The organism is Nocardia sp. BMG51109 (genome assembly GCF_000526215.1).
Classification (GTDB): Bacteria; Actinomycetota; Actinomycetes; order Mycobacteriales; family Mycobacteriaceae; genus Nocardia.
Genome location: NZ_JAFQ01000004.1, coordinates 5848525 through 5870286 on the forward strand (window position 1 = coordinate 5848525; position 21762 = coordinate 5870286).

The following is a 21762-nucleotide window of genomic DNA, read 5'->3' on the forward strand; positions in this document are numbered from 1 at the left end:
AGCAGGCAGGACTCGTCCTGACCCGAAGCGGGTGACAGTCCATGAAAGTAAGTCAGCGGCAACGAAGCATCGGCACAAGGCTCTCCGCCTTGGCCTTGCTGCTGTACGCCCACGGCAAGGCAACCGGCGACGAACTCGCCGAAAAACTCGACGTCAACCTCCGCACCGTATACCGCGACATATCCCGGCTACAGAACCTCGGCGTCCCCATCAAGTCGATACCCGGCAGCCGCGGCGGCTTCACCTTCGACTACCAAGCCGTCGGCGCCTCCGGCCTGTCGATCGACCACGGCTTCGCCAACCTCTTCGAGCGCGCCGGCGTACAAACCCCCGAGCCCGAGAACGCTCCCGGCGACGAGATCGTCAAAGTCGCGGAAACCTCGCTCCACCGCGACGACTATCTAGCGCTCCTGGACGCACGGAACCGAATCTTGGTGGACAACCGCGAATGGTACACCACCGAGGAAAAGCCGCCCCATTTCGAAGACGTCCGGCACGCCGTCTTCTCCAACTCACGACTGATCCTCATCTACACCGAACGCGCAGAGTCGCGACTCGAACAATGCCCATTCGACCCATACGGGATAATCTGGAAAGGAGGCGTCTGGTACGTATTCGGTCAAGTACCAACGACCCATCGGTTCATTCGAATCCGGCTGCAGCGGATAGTCGACATCACCGAAACCGGCGAACAATTCGACCGCGACTCTGATTTCGACCTCCTCGCCGCCTGGGACAAAGAACTGGAAGACTTCGGCAAAGGCACGACCAAGGTCGTCATCCGCATCGGCCTCGCCGCTATTCCAGAATTCGAGAACTTCAACTGGAAACGCGAAAACAAGATCGAAAAACATCCGGACTACTGGATCGCCGAAATGATGGTCGACCGATACGAATGGCTCATACCGCTCGCGCTCTCCTACGCTGGCGACGTCACGATCCTCGAACCCGAAGCACTGCGATCAACGATCGCACGAGCAGCCGAACGACTGGCGGATGCACACAGCTCCGGCCGATTGCAAGCAGACAGCGAGGAACCGACCCGCGTCGGCGATATCAGACCACGGGCAATGACTCGCCATAACCTCGATCGCCCCTAACAGCTCAGTCGAGATTACCGACCGGAGATCAGATGAAGAACACACCGTGGCGCGGAGTTATCATCGCCGAGAGCTTCGAGAAAAACGACGTCATCGAACGTAGCCGAACGGTCCGCACCAAAACCGAGATTCTTGAAGGAGAAGAAGGACGAGGTCGCTTCCATTTCCATCTCATAGAAGTGCCGGACTGTGACGTCGAGCTGCTGGTGGACACCGCAACTCAGACAATCAAGCCAGCTTGGTACATCCATCTCGTTCGCGATGGTCAAATGTATGTTGTCTACCGTAACAAATATTTCAAGTTGACTCAGGGTGACGATCAAGCTACTGCCGAGGCTAAAGAACACGCAATTAGTTGCGGGATTCATCCGGATCAAATCGCATTCGAGAGATTCTTTGACAACCCTTACGACGAGTAGCGTCGTGTAATCTATTGCGACACTACCGAGATGGGCGACGATGACGCATACCGGTGCCGGTGAGTGAGGTGAATCTCACCAACAATGTAGCGGAAGTAACGGACGTAACATCATTCTGGAAAATCCGGACCTGAGTACGAAAAAGGCCCCGGGTTTCCCGAAGGCCCATTTCATCGTCCCCGGCTACGGCCGGTCGAATTCTCCATCCTTCACTCCAGTCGTGAAGGCATCCCACTCGCTGGGGGTGAACACGAGCGCCGGGCCGGTCGGATTCTTCGAGTCCCGAACGCCAACCATCCCGCCCTGGAGGTGTGCAGCCTCTACACAGTTTGATCAGGCTGGCTGTAGCTGGATTTGTACCAATTAGCCCCAGTTAGGCCGATGTCCACGCCTCGAACTCCTCTGCGATCCGTAGTACCAGTTGCCTGGTCTCCTCAACATCCAACGCTACGCCCCGGATGCTGTCCAGCGCAGCCCGGTATCGGTCTACATCCCGGGGTTCCTCGAGGAACAGCGACCCCGGCGCGAAGGACTCAACGAACACCACAGGGCTTTCACGAAGGTCGTTGGACAGCGGCGGAAACTCGAACAGCGTGAACCCCTGTGCTGCAAGTGGACACGACGATCACCGATCAGCGGTGGGTACCCGCCCACGCGGACCTGAATTGGTCCAACCTCACCGCGCCGGAGTGCTGGATACTCGATTGGGAAGACGTCGGCCTTGCCCCACGCGGCCTCGACGCCGCGACGCTGTGGGTGGCCTCGCTGATGGTTCCCGCCTTGGCCGACAAGGTATTCCGGGCGCGGTGCGCCGATTTGGACATCCGATCAGGCAAGATCATGGCGCTGTTCTGCTGTTCGAAAGATCTCAACGATCCCCAATTCGATTCCGCCCCAGCATTCGCACCGACAAGACAACACGCGGCCGGACTCGTAGTAGAGCTACGTCGCTGAGTCCCGTACCCCTTCAGGGCGGGGCGAGGACGCCGGAGCAGAGCATCTCGATGTGCCACTCATCCCTCCTGCTCGCCGATGACGAACGACGAAGGGCCTGATGCGGCGGGCATCGCGTCGCATCAGGCCCTTCGCGTGCAGGTCAGTGGTCGAACTGGCCGTCCGCGACACCCTTGGTGAAGGCGTCCCATTCGTCTGGGGTGAAGATCAGCTCCACGCTCTGGCCGCTGCTCCGAACCATCGCTGCACCGTCGGCCTGAACCGTGATGGTCAGGACATCCCGTGGTCGGTCGGAGGCTGCTTCGCTCAGGACAACTGCGCCGGAGGTCTTACTCAGGGACAGATCGAGGACGAGGGTCCAGCGATCCGCAGCTATCTCGATGACAGGCTGCGCGTGTGGGTTGTTCGCCGGGTTCCGGAGGTACTTGCTGTCACGCATGAACACCGTCACACCAGCGAATTTGACCTCCACACAATCCTTGGTCCCCGTGCTACGGGTGCTCTTGAACCAGCGAGCACCGGACAGGTCAACGTTCATGTGGCATATTCCTCTGCTGTCTCTGATCATGCAGCGGGTCAGTCGAACTCGCCGTCATTCACACCGGCGGTGAAGGCGTCCCACTCGCCCGGAGCGAAGACCAGCGCTGGGCCGTTGGGGTTCTTGGAGTCACGCACCCCGACCATGCCCCCGTCCAGGTGCGCGATCTCCACGCACGTATCTTTATCTGAACTGCGGCTCGACTTGAACCACCGGGCCCCGGACAGGTCGATGCTCACTCGTACTCCTCTACTGCTTCCAGGATCTTGTTCCTGGACTCGACTTCGGACAACGCTACACGTCGAATCTCGGTCAGTGCAGCCCGGTAACGCTCGATATCCTCCTCCAGCTCCAGGTAGAGGTCACCCGCGTACTCCTCTACGTAGACAACCGGCGGTTCCGGCACCCTGGACTGTGGCAACTCCGCGAACTCCAGGAAACTGAACGAGCCGATCAAGGGGCCCAGGTGCTGAGGGGCCGCGAACGGCACGACGAGAACTGTGACGTTGTCCCGCTCGGCTACCCTCAGCAGTTGATGAACCTGCCCCAGCATCACAGCGGGGCCGCCAACCTGCTCCTTGAGGACCGATTCGGACAGAAGCGCTGTCATGGTGAAGTCCGGGTTGTCAAGCCGCCCTTGCCTCTTCGTTACTACCTGAATTCGTTGCTCGATGGATTCTTGCGATAGCGGGGGGATCTGCGACCACGCGATGGCTCGCCTGTAGTCGGGCGTCTGGAGCAGGCCGGGCACCAGGTTGGTCTTCCAGATCGTCAGGCTGCGAGCTGACTCCTCCAGCGACAGGTAGTGATCGAACCCGGTTGACATGTGCGCCTCTGCATAGCCTCGCCACCAGCCTCCGCCCTGTTTGTGGGTGGTCCTGACCTCGTGCGCCAGCGCCAGCACGGTCTGCCGTTCCGTGTCGGATGCGTTGTAGGAGTTGCACAGGATATTGAGGAAGATGTCGTTCGGCCGCGTTGTTTGGCCGTCTTCGAGCCGGCCGATGGTCTGGGCGGATACGCCGAGGATCCGAGCCGCCTCGGCCTGCTTGACCTGTGCACGTTCGCGCAGCATGTGCATCTGGCGTCCCAACGCTCGGCGGGCAAGGGTCGATCCTGATGTGGCCATTCTAGTTAGCCTCACTACTGGTTGTGTACGGGTTTTCGGAAGCCCCCGCGTCGGACCGCATCTTCTCGGAGCACCCCGCGATGGAATGATGACACCAACGATACGTGAACAACGAGTTGGAGCTTCCATGTTTTGGCTTACCGGCGTAGACCTGGAACCAGCCCGGTGATCGGAAGCTACACGCAGCCACCGACACCCGAAGAGCCTCTTACCGGCGTTTCCGGTTCTTCAACTTCCCACTAGGCGCGCATCGCGCTCCGGTCTCGGGCTATCACCTGCCCCATCGACCGAGAGCCGGAACGATGACAGATAACCAAGCGACACAACCGAATACCTCGACCGCCGTCGACCTCCGGCCGGCATCGATCGGACTGTTGCGTCACGACGTGTCGGGGCTGCACGGACCGCGTCACGCGGTCGCGTTGCGCCGGCACGCCGAGCAGATGGGCTACCGGCACGTCTACACCGTGCGTCCGCCCGCGCACGCGGACGACCCGATCGGGTACGCGCTGAACTTCGTGGTCGGCATGAAACTCGCCGCCATTGTCGTGTTCGACCTTGCCACGGTGGATCATTCGCCCGCGCGGGTCTGCGAGGTGTGCGACCTCGAAACCGTGTGCCCGCCGGAAACCTGGGCGCGCGTCCCACTGGCCGATCCGGACGCACACGGGTTCCCCGACCATCGGTTGTCGGTCGACGAGGCCGTCCGGACCATGCAGGTGCACATCGACTGCTCGGTCCAGCGCTGTCCCCGTAAATCCACCGCCTACGGCCGGTTGGTGGCCGCCGGGCGGCTGGTACCGCAAGCCACCACGGCCGAGGAACGTGCCCGCGAGCGTGGCATACCGGTGCCCGTCTCCGTGCTTGCCGGTGGTGTCGCGTTGCTGGCCGAGACCCCGTAACCGGTTGTGCGGCCAGGGATTCCGGGATGGGCGACGGCGAGCACTGGACAGAGATCGACGGCTTACAGGCGCTGTGGCGTTCCACGCACGACACCAGCAGAGAAATCGAGGTGATGACCGTGCACGACACCCGCGAGAACCCGGTACCCGATGTGACCTTCCCGCCGGGCACCGATCTGGCCGACGCCCGCGAGCGGCAACCGGAATGGGAACTCTTGTGGGACAAGATACGCCGCGAGTTCTGGCACGAATACAACCCCGCCGCACGCCGAACGCGTGCGATCGACAGGCGGCGCCATTGAGCACCGACGACTACATGCAATGGGCCGTCGTCACCATCAGCGGTACCTGCGACCGCCACCCCGGTCCGTGCCCGACCGGGGTGTGGGGGCCGTACTCGACCCTGACCGAGGCCGAATCGGCCGCCGCGTGGACCACACCGGCCCTTGTTCCGCACGTCGTGCCGTACTGGCCTCGCGACCATCGTTCCCGATCGCTACCACCAGCATCACCCAACTGACGTCGATCAACTACCAAATCGCCCGGTTTCCTTGTCTGTCGTCACGACCGTGACAGCCGTGCTGACCGCTGCCGTGGCCCTGGCGGAACTGGCCGAATAAACACGCGCACAACATGATTCGAGAACAGGAGTGTGATGGCACAACATGGGGAGGAGGGAAGTCTGGCGGGATCGATCGCCGATGGGGCCGGTCACGGCCTCCGCTTCCATTGGTGGGAATTACGGCCTCCGGACGCGGTGGACGAACTGTTGCGTATCCACCGCAATTGCTGGCCCGGCCACGGCGATACCGAGACGTCGTGCATGGCGAAACGCTCACTGATGGATATCCGCCGAATGATGGGACGCCGCCACTACGCCATTCCGCCGTCGGATTCCGGCCAGGTGCGCGATCGCGGATACGAGGACACAGCCGACTCCGGGAACAGAGGTTCCGGCACCGCATGCAGCAGTGTCGTGCCTTTTCCCGGGAACGAAAGGAGCGACAAGGATGTCGAACACCGGGGTTCGAGCAGCGCCGACGAGTCTCGATTCGTCGATGCCGACCTCGGCGCGCATGGGCAACTATCTGGCCGGGGGAAAAGACCACTATGAGGTCGATCGTGTCACCGCCGAACCGATACTGACCGCCGCGCCGGACACCCGCACCGCGGCCGGTCACAGCCGGCAGTTCCTCACCGATGCGGCGCGGCGGGCCGCCGAGGCCGGGATACGGCAGTTCGTGGATCTGGGTGTGGGTTTCCCCCTCGCGCCGACGGTGCACCGGGCTGTTCACCAGGTGGACCGGTCCGCGCGTGTGGCGGTGGTCGACTTCGATCCCGTGGTGATCACCCACGCGACCGCGCTGTGGGACCACGAACCCTACGTGACGGTGATCCAGGCCGACATCCGCGACCCTGGCGAGGTCATCGGCCGACTGCGTGCCACACCCTGGTTCGACCGCAAACAGCCGATCGCGCTGCTGGCCGTCGACGTCCTGCACTTCCTCACCGACACCGAGGACCCGGCCGGAATCCTCGCCCGATTCCGGCAGGCGATGGCCCCGGGCAGCCGGCTGGTGCTCACGCACGCCTGCGCCGACACCGACGACGAGCTGAAACAACGGATCACCGACGCCACCTGCGGCACCCCGGCCGAATGGGTCTTCCGATCCGCCCGCGAGGTGGAGACGTTGTGCGACGGCTTCGACCTCCACGCTCCCGGCGTCGCGCCGATCCAGCGGTGGCTCGGCGGCGACCTTCCCGAAACCCGGCTGATCCTGTCCGGCGCGGTGGGTACGAAGCCCGAGGCAACCAGCCGAGTGTGAGCAGCAGATACCAAGAGCAGCAACAACTTTGAAAGAAGAATCCGATAATGGAGGGAAAGGTGCTCGAGTGTTGATGGTGAGCGACGGCCCCAGCGGGACGGGTGGAGAGCGGGGTGGCCGGTGACTCATGCACGGAAACCGTTCACGCCCAACAAGCGCCGCATTCTCGAGGCGATGAACGATGGTGAGCGGCATTGGGCCGACGAATTGTATTCCCGGCTCGGGATGCCGCGCCGCAACAGTGCCATGTACACGCTCAACTGGTTGTTCCGCTACGGGTATATCAGCCGCGTCCGGGACGACGACGACTATGCGTACGTCGTCATCGGGGAAGACCGCACCGACGAGGTGTTCGTGATCACCGGCAAAGGCCGCCAGGCCGCCGCAAATCTCGATGCCGGCTTCGACCAGCTGAATCCGTGAACGCGGATTCAGAAAAGAGTCGTACCCGCAGTGCAACAACCACTATCAGCGAGAAGGGAACCGTGTCTATGACCGGTAGATACCACAACGCGAAGGCCGGTGAGAGCCGGTGACCGAGACACCGCCGCCGTCTTCCTCGTCTCCTCGGGCGCTCGGCACGGTCCCGACGTGGCGGGTGATCGTGACCATCTGGAACGAGCGGAACAGGCCGCCGGACGTGCCGCTGCTGGCGATGGCGTTCGACATCGCGCAGTGCCAGTGGCAAATACAGCACTGGGCGCTGACCCAGCTCGCTGCCGGACACCACGACGCGCTCGAGTTGCTGGCACGGTCCGACGACTTTCCCGTGCAGTCGGCGCTCGCGCTGGCGGCACGGCAGGCCGAGGTCGACCGGGAATTCGCCCGGATGCTTCCCGGCTCCGCGCAGGCACCGCCCATCGACGTCGCGCCCGGTGAGTTGCTGGCGCGCATGGCGAAAGCCTGGGTCGAGGTGGCCCTGGCTATCGAGTCGGCCCGACAACGCACCGAGAGCGGCGAACTGCCGGCCGGTATTCCGATACACGTCCCGGCGATCGCCGAGCTGGAGAAGCGCTGCGACGAGTACGAGGAGATGCTGAACAGCCTCCTCGCCGGCCGTCGCCGCCTGCGCCTGCCGGGCGAGCCGAGAACATCCCCTCCGGCGGACGAAAACTCCAGTTCCACAGAAGAATTCGGGAGTTCGAATGAGTGACGGTATCGTGATCACACGCATGACACTGTGGCGGACGATCTCCGTGCTGACCGCCACTGTCGCCGTGGGACTGATCGCGCTGGCGAACGTCGTGCGCGTCTCCTACCAGGCCCCCTGGCCGCTGTGGTTCACGGTGGACCTGGCCGGGTTCGTCCTCATCGGTGTGTGCGTGATCGCCCGCAGAAAAATCCGCGACGAACGCAAAGCCGCACTCGCCGAGGAATCACAGTGATCGGCCCCGGGCCTGTCCGGCCGATGCCGATCCATCCTTCCTCGTGGCCGGGTGGCTGCCGACGAGCGACGACCCGGCCACGACCCGCCGTGACATGAGCAAAGCGGCCCCAGCCCGAAATGAGCTGGGGCCGTGGCGTGTTGGGAGATGACGATGATCGACATGGTCAGGATCGCGGTGACAGGGACTCCGCGGCCTGGAATCCGGTACTTCGTAGCCGATGCCCATCCCGGCTTCGAGGGATCGACCGGGCATCAGGCGGTCGGCGATCAGTCCGTGTCGCAGAGTTCCTCGAGGGCTCGGGGTACCTCCTCGGCGGGGAGGTAGCAGTTGGTTTGTTCGAAGCCGTCGATGGTGTGGGTGTCGTAGTCGCCGTAGCCGATTCGGAGGAAGTCGTCGCCGCTGAGGCCGTGGATGGTCCAGTCGAAGGCGACTCGGGCGCGGGCGACGAGGGTGCGCAGGGCCATCAGGTGGTAGCCGCGGGTGACGACTTGTGCCGGGATGCCGTGCAATCCGATCTTCAGGGGGCGGGCCACCGCGTCCGCGCCGCCGAGGTCGACCACCATGCCAAGGTCCGGGTGGCGGTACGGAACCCGTTTCCCGCCACGGATTTCGGCCACCAGGTTCTTGCCCAGATGGCGGCCCTGCCGCATGGCGTGCTGTGCGGTGGGTGCGCACACGGCGCCGGCGTCGGCCGTCAGGTCGGGCACCGCGGCCGCGTCGCCGCACGCCCACACGCCGGTGAGGCCCGGCACGGTGAGGTCGGCGTCGGCGACGATGCGGCCCTTCGCGGTGGCCGCGCCGAGATGACCTGCGAGGGGACTGGGTTCGGCGCCGGCCGTCCACAGCACCGTGCGGGACGGGATGAACCGCCCGTTGGTGAGCTGAACGCCGTGCGCGGTAACCTCTTTCGCCGAGGCGCCGGTGATCAGCTCGATGCCGCGTTCGGCGAGATTCTGTTTGGTCTGCTCGCCGAGCCGCTCGCCGAGTTCGGGCATGATCCGGTCGCCGCGGGTGACCAGATGCCAGCGCACCATGCCGGATTCCAGCGCCGGGAAGTAGCGGCGCGCGGCGGCCTGGGTGACCTTGTTGAGCACCGCCGTCGTTTCGGTGCCGGCGTATCCCGCGCCGATGGTGACGAAGTGCAGCCGCTCGCGGTCCTCGTCCTCCTCGCCGCGCATCGCGGCCACGTCCAGCTGCTGTAGCACGTGGTCGCGCAGGAACATGGCCTGCGCAAGGGTTTTCATGCCGAAACCGTGCTCGTGCAGCCCGGGCACGTCGAGCACGCGCGTGATACTGCCCGGGACCAGCACGAGATGGTCGTAGTCGAGGGCACAGTCGGCCCCCGCCGACCGCTGCACCACGACCTGCCGCGTCTCCGGATGCACCCCGATCGCCATCCCGGGCACCACCTCGGTACGCCGCAGCACCCGCCGCAACGACACCGATATAGACCGCGGATTCAGCACCCCCGAGGCAACCTGCGGCAGCAGCGGCAGATAGAGCAACCCGGCATCCGGCGTGACGAGCTGGATGAACGCCTCCTCCGGCCGCAGCTGCCGTTCCAGATACCGAGCACACTCGACACCGGAGAAACCACCACCGATGATCACGATCTTCGCGGGACCCATGGTGTTCACCCTAACGATCAATGTGGGTTGCGGGTGCTGTGCGCATCCGGACGGGCCGCGAACCGCCGCAACTCCGGACAGGAGTTCGGACATGTGAGTCGGGTTGCGCCTCCATTGGTGACGGTCGCGTGCGACACAACGAATGTCCGTCGTGTCCATGAGGCACTCGGCTCGTACCGCGACTATAGGTTTTGCTATAGTTCGAGTGTGGATCACTGGGAGATCTACCAGACCGATGAAATCGCTGCTTGGATGATGGATCTGCGGCGCGCTGATCCAGGGGCTGCTGAGCGAGTCGAAGCGGCTGTCGATGTGCTTGCCGAACACGGCCCGACCCTTGGTCGGCCACTTGTTGACACGTTGACAGGTTCGCGGCTTGCCAACTTGAAAGAGCTACGGCCACGGCAGACGATGATCCGCGTGCTGTTCGCCTTCGATCCTTGGCGATCCGCGATCCTCCTCACCGGAGGTGACAAGACCGGACAATGGAAGAGTTGGTATGAGCAGGCGATTCCTCGTGCGGAGGAACTGTACGCGGTGTATCTGAAGGAACGAGCAGAGGAGGGAGAGCGATGAGCAGTTTCACCAAGTGGGATCGCGACGGCTACCGTCGCCGTGTGGGCGAGGAGGAGGCTGCGCGTCGTCGCCGTGCGATCATGGCGGAGCAATGGGGGTATCAGCTTGCGGAGGAACGGAAGCGCCTGGGGTTTACGCAGGCGGGTTTGGCCGACATCATGGGGGTGAGTCCGGGGCGGGTGTCCCAGATCGAGCACGGGGAAGTCGCGACAGTTGAGGCCCTTGCCGCGTATGTTGCCGCATTGGGTGGGAAGTTGGAACTGCTGGTAGATATCGGTGGACATCTGCTGAAGATGCCCACAGATCCGGCTGCGTGAGCTGCTCCCAGGACCGCCCACGCTCCTCGGGCGATGAAGCGATCGAGCGGGTGTATCGGCGCGGGTTCAGCTGTGGCCGTTGGCTATTCCGTTGGCGCAGAAGTTCCAGACCTCCTCGGCGGTGAGGGGGGAGGTTTCGGAGTGGGTGGCGTTGGGTTGGGCTATGAACATGACCGTTTGCATGGTCAGGGCGGCCAGGCGGCGGGGGGTGGCGTCGGTGGCCAGGCGGCCGGCGTGGTCGGCCTCCGTGAGGAGTTCGGTGAAGAGGGTGAACAGGGCGGCGTGGGCCAGGCGGACCTGAGCCGGGTGGGAGCTGAGGAGTTGGGGGGCGAATTCGGTGAACAGGGGGCGGCGGGCCAAAGGGTCGGGGCGGCAGAGGTGGAACAGGAGTTCGACCGCGGTGCGGACCTTTTCCAGGGGGTGCGTTCCGTTGGTCGTCGCGGCGCGGATCTGTTCGGTGGTGCGGGCCAGGGCGTCCTCGTAGAGGGCCAGCAGGAGGTCGTGTTTGCCGTCGAACTGGAGGTAGAAGCTGCGCAGGGACTGGCGGGAGCGGTCGACGACCTCCTGGACCGTGAAATCGGTGCTGCCCTTCTCGGTGATGATGGACTGGGCGGCGTCCAGGAAGCGCTGGACTCGTTGTCCGGCACGGACTTTCGCCGAGCGCAGCGAACGTTCCACCGCGCGCTGTTTCCAGGGTGGTAGTTGTTCGGTGCCGTCGGCGGAGGTCGTTCCCGTGGTGATTTCCGCCGGCCCGGTGTCGTCGGAGTCGGTCATGGGCTCGGCTCTCTGTCGGCGGTCGTGGCCCGGGAAACGGCTGGGGGAGTGCCGTTTTCGCGGTCCGGCAGGACGGTGATGGCATGGACCGGGCAGTCGAGCAGTGCGCGCTGGACGTCGTCGTGGTCGGCCGGTTCGACCTCGCCGTCACCGGCCGGGGAGGCGTATCCCCAGTCGTCGAGGGAGAAGTGTTTCGGGGCGTGTTTGGCGCAGACACCGAAGCCGTCGCACAGCGTCCGGTCGAGACGGATTCTCATCAGATCATCACCCCTGTGCGTCGAAAGGCTTGTCGGCCAGGAAGATTCCGTCGGCGCAGGTTTCGCACCGGCCCGCGACGTGGGCGGCGACCGCGGTGGGGAAGCGGGCCAGCAGCGAGGCGGCGGCATTGGTGGCGCCATCGAGAGTGCCGCAGGCGCCGCGGCCGCGCAGCACCACCGACCAGCGCCGCAATCTGTCGACGTCGGCATCGGTGGCCCGGCCGTCGCGCAGTGCGGCCGCGGCGGCGGCCATGGCGGCGGTGCCGTTGAAGCACGAGCCGCACTGGCCGGCGTTCTCGCGGTCGAAATAGCCGAGCACGGCCGCTGCCACGGCGACCGGGCATTCCCGCGTGATCACGGAGATCGCGCCGCAACCCAGCCCGCCGCCGAGACGCCGGAACGCGGCGTGGTCCAGTGTGGCGGTGAGGATCGCACGGTCGGTCATGCCTGCGAAGTAGCCGCCGAGCAACGCTCCCCGTACTTCGGACGAGGAAATACCGTGCAGGGCAAGAAGGTCGGTGACGTGCGTGCCGTGCGGAAGCTCGTAGAGGGCCGCCGGTCGTCCGCCTCCGGTGACCGTGGCGAGAAAGGTGCCGGGGGAGTCGGCGGTGCCGACGGAGCGGAACTCCGCCCCGCCGTGCCGCTGGACGAACGGCAGATGCGCCAGCGTCTCGACGTTGCCGACCGCCGTCGGCAGGCCGGCCACGCCCCGCTCGAACGGTCGCGGTGGCTTGTCGGAGGGTTTGGCGGGGCCGCCGTCGATCGCGCGGATCGCGGCGGTTTCCTCACCGGCGACGTAACCCGCTGCGACGGTGACCAATTCGATGGTGAGATCGGTGAGCGCGGCCGCGTCGAGCTCGGTGAGGGCGGCATCGACGCGGCGCGCCGACTCGGGATCGGAGACGTAGACGTAGGCGTGCCGCGCACCGGCCACGGCCGCCGCCAGACGCAACCCGTCCAGCACCAGATGCGGGCGGTGACGCAGCAGCCACTTGTCCTTCACCGAGGTCGGCTCGCCCTCCTCGCCGTTGGCCACCACGATCGTCGCGCTGCCGCGCCGGTGCGCCGCCCGGACGGTGGCGAGCTTGACCGCGATCGGGAACGCCGCGCCGCCGCGGCCGAGCAGGCCGCTGTCGCGCACCTGCTCCAGGAACGCGTCCGGGTCGCCGAGTGTCCCGTAGCCGCCGGTGGAGCGGTACTCGGCGAGGTCCTCGACTCCCTCGCCCGCCCGCAGCAGGCGTGGCTCGCAGCCGGGAAGCGACGTCACGATGAGCGCCTCGATCGGGTCGACGGTCTCTTGCATGGCAACCTCTTTCGGCTGGAAATCGCTCGCCGGGAATCGTTGTGGGGCTGTGGATCCCGGCCGAGAGCGGGCCGGGATGGCGGTGGTGGTGTGCCCAGGGGCCGCCGCGGTGCCGCGCATCGTGCGCTCGGTGGCTCGGCGTGTCGGGCTGGTGCCGCACTCGGAGGCGATGGCGCGGCCGGCTTCCTGAGGCGGTGCCGGGCGGTGTGCGGGCCGGGGCCCGGCGCTACGCTGGCGATCATGAGAACGGCGGTGGTGCGTATCGATGTCGATCCGGCGGGCGAGCTCGACGCCGACCGGTTGACGCAGGGCATGGCCGCATTGCGCGACGGCGCCGGATCGATCGGGGCCGAGGTGCTCGACGCCGACCTCGCGGGGCGGCCTGCGCATCGGCGGGAGGTCCAGGTGCTGGTCGCCACGGATGATCCCGATGCCACCGTCGACGCCGCTGTCCGCTTGTGCGCCAAGGCATTCGGGACCGAGCCCGTGGCCGGGGTGACGACGTTCGTCAGCCGCGGCACGGACGACGACGCGCACGGCGTGCTCGCCGGGTTCGGAATCACCGGAGAGATCGAGCGCGAACCCGGCGCCGACGGCGTCGACATCGTGTCCGTGACGCTGCCCGAGTCCGAGCTGGCGCGGGTGCCGGAGAGCCGCATCCACACCGCATTGGAGGCATCGCTCAACTGCGAGGTGCGGATCCGGATTCGGTGAGCCGGGCGGATGGCTGCCGGGCATCGGTAGCGGATGCCCCTGCATCAGCCGTCCAGGAACTTCAGGATTGCCGGGGCCGCCTGGACCCAGGTGTCGAAGAGGTTGTTGTGCTGGACCTTTCCCGAGGCGCGGTCCCGCATCGCACGTTCCCAGGCGTCCTCGGGCCACGGTGGGTCGATCACCGTCGAGCCCTTGATCAGGCAGCTCACCTCGAGCGCCGTACGCTTGGGGTGGTCCAGGTCGTTCTCGCCGCCACGAATGATGAGCGTGGGCACCCGGATTCGGTCGAACAGCTCGTCGTCGACACCGGGAATGGTCTGCCCCGGCTTCGGCACGTAGGCGTTGAGCCACCGCAGCGACAGCTTCACGAACTCGTCGGAATCCAGGTCGAGCAGCCGCTGCTCGTTGGCCGGATTGGCCTCGATGCGTTCGCGCCACTCCCGCACGCGCGGCAGCAGCGCCGTCCCGCCGGCGCGCACGGCCTGCAGGCTGGGCAGCACGTAGACGGCGGCGAGATTGATCGTGCCGTAGATGCCGCCGACGATATTCCACAGCACCAGCCCGGTGACCCGCTCCGGATAGAGGATGGTGGTGAGCATCGAATCGCGGGCGCCGCCGGAACCGCCTGCCAGCACGCAGGATTCGATGCCCAGCGCATCGAGCAGGGCGTTCAGGGTCTCCGCGCGCATATGCGATTCGGTCTGCCCGTAGAACTGCACATCGGAGGCGCCGCAGTTGGGCCGGTCCCACAGCAGCACCGAATAGCCGCCGGCCGCGATCGCCTCGGCCAGCGGGCGCAGTCCGGGCACGTCCATCCCGAATCGCCCGCCCGGCGTCAGCACCACGACATCGGCGGCGCCACCCGAACCCGCAGCATCACCCGAACTCGCAGCATCACCCGAACTCGCAGCATCACCCGAACTCGCAGCGTCACCGAGGATTTCGTAGACGACGCGGCCGCCGTTCACCTCCACGGAGGGCATCCGGCCTCCTTTCCGCGCTCCATTCGGCGACCGGTTCAGGCCAGCACGACGACGGAGTCACCGACGATCCGCACCGGGTAGGTGCGGATGCTCCATTCGGGTTTCACGGCCGTGGTCCCGGTCGCGAGCTCGAAGCCCCACTGATGCCACGGGCAGTAGATGAACTCCTGATCGCGCACCATGACCTGGTCGCCGGGCACGGATTCGTCGACCATCGTGCGGCCCCGGGCGCGGCCCGAGCACAGCGGGCCGCCCTCGTGCGGGCAGTAGTTCGCGATGGCGTAGAACGTGCCGTTGACGTTGTAGACGCCGACCCCGTGCCGGCCGATCGGTACCACTTTCGAAGAGCCGGGCGGGATTTCGCCGACGGTGGCCACGACGTGCTCGCGCCCTTGCGCCGGCCGGGGTGGCTCGGATTCGGCGGCCATTACAGCACCCGCCGCTGACCGTCGATGGCGGGCACCGACTCCGGAAGGTGGTAGGTCTCGATCCCGTTCAGGTACATCACGCGATCGCGCGCGTAGGCGGGCAGATGCTTGACCAGCCAGCGCGGATCGTCGAAGGTCCAGTGCGGATAGTCCGAGGAGTACAGCAGGATCTTGTCCGCGCTCATCCACTCGAAGGCCCGCGTCAGCTCGGTCTTGTCGTCCGGGTAGTCCAGCGGCTGGGTGGTGAACTTGATGTGGTCCTTCACGTAATCCGAAGGCTTGCGCCGGATTCCGGTGAACGAGCCGCGCGCGGCGTAGATCGCGTCCATCCGCCACATCAGCGGCAGAATCCAGGTGAAGGCGTGCTCCACGAACACGATCCGCAGGCCCGGGAACCGGTCGAACACCCCGTCGAAGATCAGGCTCATGATCTGGTTCGCCGCCAGCAGCGAGTAGGTGACCATGAAATCGTGGTTGTAGCTGGGGAACCCGACCGGGGGCATGGGCATCGTCTCGTAGGCGCCGCGGCCGAGGTGGCAGCTCACCACGAGATCGTGCTTCACGGCCGTCGCCCAGATCGGGTCGTACTTCGGATCGCCCCAGGACGGGCGCGGTTCGGCCTTGATCAGGATCTGCGCCATGTACGGATGCCCGGCCCAGGTCTCGATCTCCCGTACCGCACCGGGAATGTCGTCGATGGCCGCGCAGATCGACCCGCGCCACCGCTGATGCCAGTTGTGCTCCGGATCCAGCCAGTGGTTGGCCAGCCAGTGGTTGATTCCGGTCGCCATCGCCTGGGTGGCCTCCGGCAGCCGGGTCGCCTTCACGGTCGGCTCCAGGATCGCGATATCGGACCCGGCCTCGACGATGAGCTGCCGCAGCGCCAATTCCGGGTCGCTGCCCGGGAATTCGCCGCCGTCGGGGAAGGCGTCGGCGCGCATGGCGTAGGTGTAGGCGTAGTCGGGGGCGTCGTAGATGATGGTGTCGCCGACGCGGTGGCTGAGGAAGTAGGTGCTGCGGTGCGGCTCCGGGATGTACTCCAGGAGTTCGCCGCGCCGCGGCACCGGATGCACGTCCGAGTCGACCACCCGCACGGCGACCTGTTCGGGCGCCGGGGCTCGGTGTTGCTGGTGTGCCAGCGTCATGGTCGTCTCCTCGTTCTGGATTCGGCTAGGTGGTGGCCGCCGCGGCCGGGACCTCGATGCCGTAGAGCTGGGACGCGTTGCGCCAGAGGACCTTGTCGCGCTGCTCGGCGGTCAGCGTGGACGGCAGGGTGTCGATGTCGCCGCAGTGCCAGTGCGGGTAGCTGGAGCCGAACATCACCATGTCCTCCTTCCCGGTGAATCCCAGCCATTCGGAGGCGAATTCGGTGTCGCCGGGCCCGTCGAGGCTGCCGTGCACGAAGTAGACGTGGCCGGGAAGGTAGTCGCTGGGCATGCGCGGCGACCACGGGGTCTGTTCCAGGTGCGGCCGGCCGAAGGTGTCCATCCGCCAGGTGAACGGCGTGAGCATATCGGCGGCCCCGTCGGCCCAGACGAACTTCAGCTCCGGCAGCCGCTCGAATACCCCCTCGGCGATCATGTTCATCAGGTGATAGATGTAGTTCATCGACATGAAGCCGAGGTACTGCTCGTAGGTCCGGGTGTGCCCGGACGGGGTGGGCGGGAACGCGATGCTCTCACCGGTCTCGATGTGCGCGGCCACCGGCAGCCCGGCCTCGGCCGCGGCCTCCCACAGCGGCCAGAACTGCGGTTTGCCGTACAGTTCGCGCGACTGTAGCGGGATGCCGACCTGCACGACCCCGGGATGCTCCGCCCACCTGCGGATCTCGCGCAACGCGCCCGGAATGTCCTCGGGATTCACCCGGATCGTGCCCCGGTAGCGGGACGCGTACGTCCCCGACTCCAGCCAGCGCGAGACCATCATCTCGTTGTGCGCCGCCAGCACCGCCGTGGTCAGGTGCCGGTCGGGCAGGATGCCGCGCGTCATCGGGTGCAGCACGGCGACATCCACGCCGCGTTCGACGAACAGCTGCTCACCGGCGAATTCGGGATCCGAGCCGGGATAACCCTTGTTCGGCCCGCGCTTCGTCGGCCCCTTGGTACCGTCGGCGTACTCCCCGCCCGGTGCGCCGTACCAGTCCATCTCGTAGTCCGGGACGCCGCGGCTGGCGAACGGTTCACGCAGGAACCCGCGCATATCCCGGTTCGAGGCGAAGAAGATGTGCACGCTGGCGTCGATGACAGGTGTGCCGATGCCGTCCGGTAGCGCTTTCATCCACGGTCTCCCGGTGCGCGCCGCGTCACTCGATGCGCGCTCGATCGGGCCGCTCCGTCACCGGTGCGGCGAGTTCCTGCTTGTCACAGATCCGCTGCAGCTTGTCCAGCGTCTCGTCCAGCCCGGCGCCCAGGCGCGGGCCCGGGGTGAAGGTGGCGGGCAGCTTGCGCATGCCCTGGATGACGCCGATGGTGTCGTAGTGCACGGTCCCCTCGGGATCGCAGCGGTAGTCGGGCATCCGGTCGAGCACCGCGGTGACCATCGACTTGAACACCGTGCGCGCCACATTCGATCCGATGCACCGGTGCACGCCCAGCCCGAAGCTGAAGTGCCGGTTGCCGCGCCGATCGAGCACGACGTCATTCGGGTCCGGGAAGACGTTCGGATCCCGGTTCGCCATCGCCCACGAAAGCCACAGGCGCTCACCCTCTTTGAACCGGGTGTCCTGGATCTCGCAGTCCTCGGAGATGGTGCGCCCGTCGCCCGGGGCCGGGGTGAAGTAGCGCAGGAACTCCTCGGTCGCCGAGTCGAGCAGCTCCTCCCGCTCGCGGCTGAGCAGCTCGCGCTGATCGGGATGCTCCGACAGCCATTCCAGCGAGTGCGCGGTGAGCGCGGTGGTGGTGTCGAAGCCGCCGCCGATGATCAGGCCGAGCATGCCGAGCACTTCCATATCCGGCGCCGGTTCGCCGTCGATGCGGAGCTTCAGCAGGCCGTCGACCAGTCCCGGGCGCGGATCGGCCTTGATCTCGATCAGGTTGTTCAGCAGGTCGAGACCCATTTCCCGGTGCATGTCGGCGACCCGCTGCACGTCCGGCGAATCCTCCGGGGTGTACACCGCCGCGTGCACCGGCTCGCTGTACATCGACCACTGCTTGAGCGGGATGCCCATCATGGCCAGAGTCAGCACGGCCGGAACGACATTGGCGAGATCGTCGACGAAATCGATGCTGCCGCTCTCGATCTTCTCGTCGAGCGCGGCCCGGACGATCTCGTCGACGACCGGCTCCCAGCGCTTGATCGCGGCGGGGGACATGTACGGGTTGAGCGCCGCGCGGTAGGTGCGGTGCTCCGGATCGTCCATCTCCAGCATGCCGCCGCGCACGGCCGCCGCCCGCCGCGCCTTGGGAATCGAGATGCCCTGGTAGCCCTTGCGCTCACCGTGGATATCGTGATCGTTGGAGACGTACGGGCAGCGGGCGAGTTCGAATACCGCGCTGCTGCCGGCGGCCACCCAGTGCCCTTCGTAGGTGTCGCTCCACGCGACCGGGCACTTGTTCTGCATCTCCTGGGTGATCTGCACGAACTGGTTCCGGTACTCCGGGGTGTGCCGGTCGAAGTGGTACTTGTTCTTCTTGCGGTCCCGGTCGGTGAGTGTGTCGTCGGTGCTCACGATATTCTTCCTCCGCTGCTCCCGGATTTCGTTGCCGCGCCGCGGAATTCGCCGCGGACTCGGAATCGGTAGAGTGCTGTCCGGCGATCAGATGTGGTAGTCGTACGACTTCAGGTAGCCGCCGCCGTCGACCCGCATCTGCGTGCCGGTGACGTAGCGGGCCTCGTCGGAGGCCAGGTAGACCACGGCCTGGCTGATGTCCTCGGGCTCGACGTAGGGGATCTTCATGGCCTGCTGCACCCCGAACACCGGCTCGGCGTCGGCGCGGGTCGGGTTCTCCAGGTCGGGGCGGAAGGAGCGGTACATCGGCTCGCTCTGCAGCATCGCGGTGTTGCAGTTGGTGGGGTGCACGACGTTGGCGCGGATGCCACGCGGCGCCAGCTGCCGCGCCAGCTCGTAGACGTAGGCCGTCAGCGACCGCTTGGAATGCACGTAGGCCATGCCGCCCGGGTCGTTGCCCGGCTGGTCGATCTTGTTGATATCGATCAGCGCCGCGGTGGAGCCGGTCGCGATGATCGAGCCGCCCTCGGTGAGGTGCGGGAGCGCGACCTGGATGGCGTTGATGGTGCCGATCAGGTTCGTGTTGATCACGTCGATCCAGGCCTGCATCTGCGGCTGGCCCTTCATACCGGCGATGCCCGCCTGGGCGACGACGACGTCCAGCCGGCCCAGTTCGCGAAGCCCCTCGTCCAATGCCTTCTGCAGCTGGTCGACGCTGCGCACGTCGGCCTTGACGGTCACCGCGCGGCGGCCGGTCTTGGCGACCAGGTTGGCGGTCTCCTCCAGGTCCTCGGGCCGGGCCAGCGAATATCCGATGGTCGAGATGTCCTCACACAGATCGACCGCGATGATGTCGGCGCCCTCCTCGGCGAGGCGGACCGCGTGGCTGCGGCCCTGCCCGCGCGCGGCACCGGTGATGAACGCGACCTTACCCTCGACACGTCCCACAGCTGACCCTCCTGTTTGTACCGGCCGGAACGGGGCTGTGCCGCCCGGCGACGCGCGTCGGCAGCGCCTGCCGCGCACGAAGCAAGAATTTTCCTTGCAATAGATGAGAACGTTACTCTTGCACACCTCTCGTCGCAAGGTCGTTCGACCGTAGGCCGGCCGCTGTCCGGCGTCCGTCTCTTTCTCGAAAAAGCCGACCCACCACCGTCGATCGCCGACGGCTTGGATGAATCGTCCGTTTCCGATCTATGAGAACGGTATTTTCATCAAGGTCCGAGAAGGATGGATGTCCGAGAAGCGTGCGCGGGTGCGTGACGGCCCCCGCGCCGTACCGCACGAATGAGCCACGAATGAGCGAGGGCCGAGATGCGAACCGTCCCCGAGGAACTGAGGACCGAGTACGAGAATGCGGGCTGGTGGCGCCGGGAAACCCTCGGTGACGTGCTGGTCCGGGGATTGGCGGCGGCGCCGGGCGCGGAGTTCCGCGTGCATTCCGAGGTGCGGCCGTGGTCGGGCAGCTGCGCGGAGGTGGAGCGGACCGCGCGCCGGCTGGCGGCCGGTCTGCGGGCGCGCGGCGTCGGTCCGGGCGACGCGATCGCGTTCCAGCTGCCCAACTGGATGGAAGCGGCGGCGACCTTCTGGGCGTCGGCGCTGCTCGGCGCGGTGGTGGTGCCGATCGTCCACTTCTACGGCCGTAAGGAACTGACGCACATCCTCGGGACCGTCCGGCCCGCGGTCTTCGTGACGGCGGAGTCGTTCGGCCGGATGCGTTTCGAACCCGATGTGAGCGCGGAGGTGCCGATCGTCGGCGTGGTCGGGGCCGACTTCGACCGGCTGCTGGCCACCGAGCCGATGGCGGGAACGCTGTCGGCGGATCCGGCGGGCCCGGCGCTGATCGCCTTCACCTCGGGGACCACCAGCGCGCCCAAGGGCGTGGTGCACAGCCATCAGACGCTGAGCTGCGAGGCCCGGCAGCTGGCCGAGCAGAACGAGCTCGATCGCAGCGCCCAGCTCACCGCGACGCCGGTCGGCCATTTCATCGGCATGATCGGCGCGTTCCTGCTTCCGGTGTTGCACGGCAAGCCGATTCATCTGCTCGACGTCTGGGAGCCGGGCCGTGCGCTGGCGCTGATGCGCAGCGACGGGCTGTCGGTCGGGGGCGGTCCGCCGTACTTCGTCACCAGCCTGCTCGACCACCCGGACTTCGGGCCCGACTGCCTGGACCACATGCGCTACGTCGGCCTCGGCGGCTCCGCGGTGCCCGTCGCGGTCACCCGGCGGCTCACCGATCTGGGCCTGACCGCGTTCCGCGCCTACGGCAGCACCGAGCACCCGTCGATCACCGCCTCCCGCTACACAGCGCCGGAACACGAGCGCCTGGCGACCGACGGCCGGCCGATGCCCGGAGTGGAGATCCGGCTGGCCGAGGACGGCGAAATCCTCAGCCGCGGACCGGATCTGTGCCTCGGCTACACCGACGACGCGCTGACCGACCGGGTCTTCGACGCCGACGGCTGGTACCGCACCGGCGATATCGGGGTGCTGCGCGACGACGGCTGCCTGACGGTCACCGACCGCAAGGCCGACGTGATCATCCGCGGCGGCGAGAACGTCAGCGCGCTGGAGGTCGAGGAGCTGCTGGCCGAGCTGCCGGAGGTGGCCGAGGCGGTGGTGGTGGCCGTCCCCGACGCGCGCCTGGGCGAGGCCGTCGGCGCGGTGCTGCGCCTGCGTCCGGGGCATGTGCTGCCGTCGCTGGCGGTGGTGCGCGAGCGCTTCGCGGAGGCCGGCATCGCACGGCAGAAGTGGCCGGAGCGGTTGTTCGAGGTCGAGGACTACCCGCGAACGGCCAGCGGCAAGGTGCGCAAACATCTGGTCCGCGAGCGGATTGCCACATCCATATGAGGAGAATATGAT

29 protein-coding genes are annotated in these 21762 nt (G+C 66.3%); 14 read left to right on the forward strand and 15 right to left on the reverse strand.

The genetic code is table 11. From position 1 onward, the window contains the following. Positions 1 to 89: 89 nt before the first annotated feature. Together D892_RS0127765 and D892_RS47080 are read left to right on the forward strand one after the other, a co-directional pair. The gene (locus tag D892_RS0127765; protein WP_024804369.1) at positions 90 to 1100 is read left to right on the forward strand and encodes a YafY family protein; all 1011 of its coding nucleotides are present in this window, start codon (positions 90 to 92) and stop codon (positions 1098 to 1100) included. A 32-nt stretch (positions 1101 to 1132) separates the two neighbouring features. After that, entirely contained in the window at positions 1133 to 1519 is a 387-nt protein-coding gene (locus D892_RS47080; protein WP_156959713.1) for a hypothetical protein, read from the forward strand. 183 nt (positions 1520 to 1702) lie between these two features. Here the strand turns inward: D892_RS47080 and D892_RS49765 are convergent, their stop codons facing one another. Further along, positions 1703 to 1816 carry a DUF397 domain-containing protein gene (locus D892_RS49765; protein WP_084161263.1) on the reverse strand — a complete coding sequence of 38 codons (114 nt, stop codon included), beginning with the start codon at positions 1814 to 1816 and terminating at the stop codon, positions 1703 to 1705. Between the two features lie 76 nt (positions 1817 to 1892). Next, complete coding sequence (locus D892_RS48820) at positions 1893 to 2111, reverse strand: Scr1 family TA system antitoxin-like transcriptional regulator (RefSeq protein ID WP_369801840.1); 219 nt, start codon at positions 2109 to 2111, stop codon at positions 1893 to 1895. An 11-nt stretch (positions 2112 to 2122) separates the two neighbouring features. On the opposite strand from D892_RS48820, the gene D892_RS0127780 reads away from it, so the two are divergent. Then, entirely contained in the window at positions 2123 to 2473 is a 351-nt protein-coding gene (locus D892_RS0127780) for a hypothetical protein (protein ID WP_024804371.1), read from the forward strand. Positions 2474 to 2615: 142 nt separating this feature from the next. Here D892_RS0127780 and D892_RS0127785 read toward each other — a convergent pair whose 3' ends face one another. Genes D892_RS0127785 through D892_RS0127795 form a run of 3 tightly spaced genes read right to left on the reverse strand, consistent with a single transcriptional unit; the run spans position 2616 to position 4137 of the window. After that, the gene (locus tag D892_RS0127785) at positions 2616 to 3011 is read right to left on the reverse strand and encodes a DUF397 domain-containing protein (RefSeq protein WP_036570061.1); all 396 of its coding nucleotides are present in this window, start codon (positions 3009 to 3011) and stop codon (positions 2616 to 2618) included. A 38-nt stretch (positions 3012 to 3049) separates the two neighbouring features. After that, a complete protein-coding gene (locus D892_RS0127790; protein ID WP_024804373.1) occupies positions 3050 to 3250 on the reverse strand; it encodes a DUF397 domain-containing protein in 201 nt (66 codons plus the stop codon). Next, positions 3247 to 4137 (reverse strand): helix-turn-helix transcriptional regulator, encoded by an 891-nt coding sequence (locus D892_RS0127795; protein ID WP_024804374.1) that lies wholly within the window; start codon positions 4135 to 4137, stop codon positions 3247 to 3249. Before D892_RS0127795 ends, D892_RS0127790 begins: the two co-directional genes overlap by 4 nt. A 302-nt stretch (positions 4138 to 4439) precedes the next feature. On the opposite strand from D892_RS0127795, the gene D892_RS0127800 reads away from it, so the two are divergent. The 6 genes from D892_RS0127800 to D892_RS0127830 all read left to right on the forward strand — a co-directional run bounded on the left by D892_RS0127800 (position 4440) and on the right by D892_RS0127830 (position 8250). Further along, positions 4440 to 5039, forward strand: a complete 600-nt coding sequence (locus D892_RS0127800) for a hypothetical protein (RefSeq protein WP_024804375.1) — start codon at positions 4440 to 4442, stop codon at positions 5037 to 5039. A gap of 26 nt (positions 5040 to 5065) precedes the next feature. Beyond that, positions 5066 to 5341 (forward strand): hypothetical protein, encoded by a 276-nt coding sequence (locus D892_RS0127805; protein ID WP_024804376.1) that lies wholly within the window; start codon positions 5066 to 5068, stop codon positions 5339 to 5341. A gap of 708 nt (positions 5342 to 6049) precedes the next feature. Beyond that, the gene (locus D892_RS0127815) at positions 6050 to 6865 is read left to right on the forward strand and encodes an SAM-dependent methyltransferase (protein ID WP_036567525.1); all 816 of its coding nucleotides are present in this window, start codon (positions 6050 to 6052) and stop codon (positions 6863 to 6865) included. Between the two features lie 120 nt (positions 6866 to 6985). Then, a complete protein-coding gene (locus D892_RS0127820) occupies positions 6986 to 7288 on the forward strand; it encodes a hypothetical protein (RefSeq protein WP_156959714.1) in 303 nt (100 codons plus the stop codon). 109 nt (positions 7289 to 7397) lie between these two features. After that, positions 7398 to 8018 carry a hypothetical protein gene (locus D892_RS0127825; RefSeq protein ID WP_156959715.1) on the forward strand — a complete coding sequence of 207 codons (621 nt, stop codon included), beginning with the start codon at positions 7398 to 7400 and terminating at the stop codon, positions 8016 to 8018. Next, positions 8011 to 8250, forward strand: coding sequence for a hypothetical protein (locus D892_RS0127830; RefSeq protein ID WP_156959716.1), 240 nt, complete (start codon positions 8011 to 8013; stop codon positions 8248 to 8250). Before D892_RS0127825 ends, D892_RS0127830 begins: the two co-directional genes overlap by 8 nt. Positions 8251 to 8519: 269 nt before the next feature. Here the strand turns inward: D892_RS0127830 and D892_RS0127835 are convergent, their stop codons facing one another. Next, the gene (locus D892_RS0127835) at positions 8520 to 9881 is read right to left on the reverse strand and encodes an NAD(P)/FAD-dependent oxidoreductase (protein WP_024804381.1); all 1362 of its coding nucleotides are present in this window, start codon (positions 9879 to 9881) and stop codon (positions 8520 to 8522) included. A gap of 207 nt (positions 9882 to 10088) precedes the next feature. On the opposite strand from D892_RS0127835, the gene D892_RS0127840 reads away from it, so the two are divergent. Both D892_RS0127840 and D892_RS0127845 read left to right on the forward strand, forming a co-directional pair. After that, entirely contained in the window at positions 10089 to 10457 is a 369-nt protein-coding gene (locus D892_RS0127840) for a type II toxin-antitoxin system RelE/ParE family toxin (protein ID WP_024804382.1), read from the forward strand. Continuing rightward, positions 10454 to 10774 (forward strand): helix-turn-helix domain-containing protein, encoded by a 321-nt coding sequence (locus D892_RS0127845; RefSeq protein WP_024804383.1) that lies wholly within the window; start codon positions 10454 to 10456, stop codon positions 10772 to 10774. Before D892_RS0127840 ends, D892_RS0127845 begins: the two co-directional genes overlap by 4 nt. A gap of 66 nt (positions 10775 to 10840) precedes the next feature. Here the strand turns inward: D892_RS0127845 and D892_RS0127850 are convergent, their stop codons facing one another. From D892_RS0127850 to D892_RS0127860, 3 genes are read right to left on the reverse strand one after another with little or no spacing between them, the layout of a single operon-like run. Beyond that, complete coding sequence (locus D892_RS0127850; RefSeq protein WP_024804384.1) at positions 10841 to 11548, reverse strand: TetR/AcrR family transcriptional regulator; 708 nt, start codon at positions 11546 to 11548, stop codon at positions 10841 to 10843. After that, positions 11545 to 11805, reverse strand: a complete 261-nt coding sequence (locus tag D892_RS0127855; protein WP_024804385.1) for a ferredoxin — start codon at positions 11803 to 11805, stop codon at positions 11545 to 11547. The genes D892_RS0127850 and D892_RS0127855 overlap by 4 nt, the downstream gene beginning before the upstream one ends. A gap of 7 nt (positions 11806 to 11812) precedes the next feature. Beyond that, complete coding sequence (locus D892_RS0127860) at positions 11813 to 13108, reverse strand: NADH-ubiquinone oxidoreductase-F iron-sulfur binding region domain-containing protein (protein ID WP_024804386.1); 1296 nt, start codon at positions 13106 to 13108, stop codon at positions 11813 to 11815. Between D892_RS0127860 and D892_RS47085 the strand changes: the two genes are divergently transcribed. Together D892_RS47085 and D892_RS0127870 are read left to right on the forward strand one after the other, a co-directional pair. Then, on the forward strand, positions 13107 to 13298 hold the full coding sequence (locus tag D892_RS47085) for a hypothetical protein (protein ID WP_156959717.1): 192 nt from the start codon (positions 13107 to 13109) through the stop codon (positions 13296 to 13298). The genes D892_RS0127860 and D892_RS47085 overlap by 2 nt on opposite strands. Positions 13299 to 13348: 50 nt before the next feature. Next, on the forward strand, positions 13349 to 13822 hold the full coding sequence (locus D892_RS0127870) for a hypothetical protein (RefSeq protein ID WP_036567527.1): 474 nt from the start codon (positions 13349 to 13351) through the stop codon (positions 13820 to 13822). A gap of 44 nt (positions 13823 to 13866) precedes the next feature. Here D892_RS0127870 and D892_RS0127875 read toward each other — a convergent pair whose 3' ends face one another. The 6 genes from D892_RS0127875 to D892_RS0127900 all read right to left on the reverse strand — a co-directional run bounded on the left by D892_RS0127875 (position 13867) and on the right by D892_RS0127900 (position 19848). After that, positions 13867 to 14805 (reverse strand): alpha/beta fold hydrolase, encoded by a 939-nt coding sequence (locus tag D892_RS0127875; protein ID WP_024804388.1) that lies wholly within the window; start codon positions 14803 to 14805, stop codon positions 13867 to 13869. A 35-nt stretch (positions 14806 to 14840) separates the two neighbouring features. Beyond that, the gene (locus D892_RS0127880; protein WP_024804389.1) at positions 14841 to 15233 is read right to left on the reverse strand and encodes a Rieske (2Fe-2S) protein; all 393 of its coding nucleotides are present in this window, start codon (positions 15231 to 15233) and stop codon (positions 14841 to 14843) included. After that, positions 15233 to 16378 (reverse strand): amidohydrolase family protein, encoded by a 1146-nt coding sequence (locus D892_RS0127885; protein WP_024804390.1) that lies wholly within the window; start codon positions 16376 to 16378, stop codon positions 15233 to 15235. Before D892_RS0127885 ends, D892_RS0127880 begins: the two co-directional genes overlap by 1 nt. A 25-nt stretch (positions 16379 to 16403) precedes the next feature. Continuing rightward, positions 16404 to 17510 (reverse strand): amidohydrolase family protein, encoded by a 1107-nt coding sequence (locus tag D892_RS0127890; protein ID WP_024804391.1) that lies wholly within the window; start codon positions 17508 to 17510, stop codon positions 16404 to 16406. 25 nt (positions 17511 to 17535) lie between these two features. Next, positions 17536 to 18900, reverse strand: coding sequence for a cytochrome P450 (locus tag D892_RS0127895; RefSeq protein ID WP_024804392.1), 1365 nt, complete (start codon positions 18898 to 18900; stop codon positions 17536 to 17538). 87 nt (positions 18901 to 18987) lie between these two features. Next, a complete protein-coding gene (locus tag D892_RS0127900) occupies positions 18988 to 19848 on the reverse strand; it encodes a mycofactocin-coupled SDR family oxidoreductase (protein ID WP_024804393.1) in 861 nt (286 codons plus the stop codon). Between the two features lie 366 nt (positions 19849 to 20214). On the opposite strand from D892_RS0127900, the gene D892_RS0127910 reads away from it, so the two are divergent. Next, positions 20215 to 21750: an AMP-binding protein gene (locus D892_RS0127910; RefSeq protein WP_024804394.1), complete on the forward strand. Its 1536-nt coding sequence runs from the start codon at positions 20215 to 20217 to the stop codon at positions 21748 to 21750. Positions 21751 to 21762 lie beyond the last annotated feature (12 nt).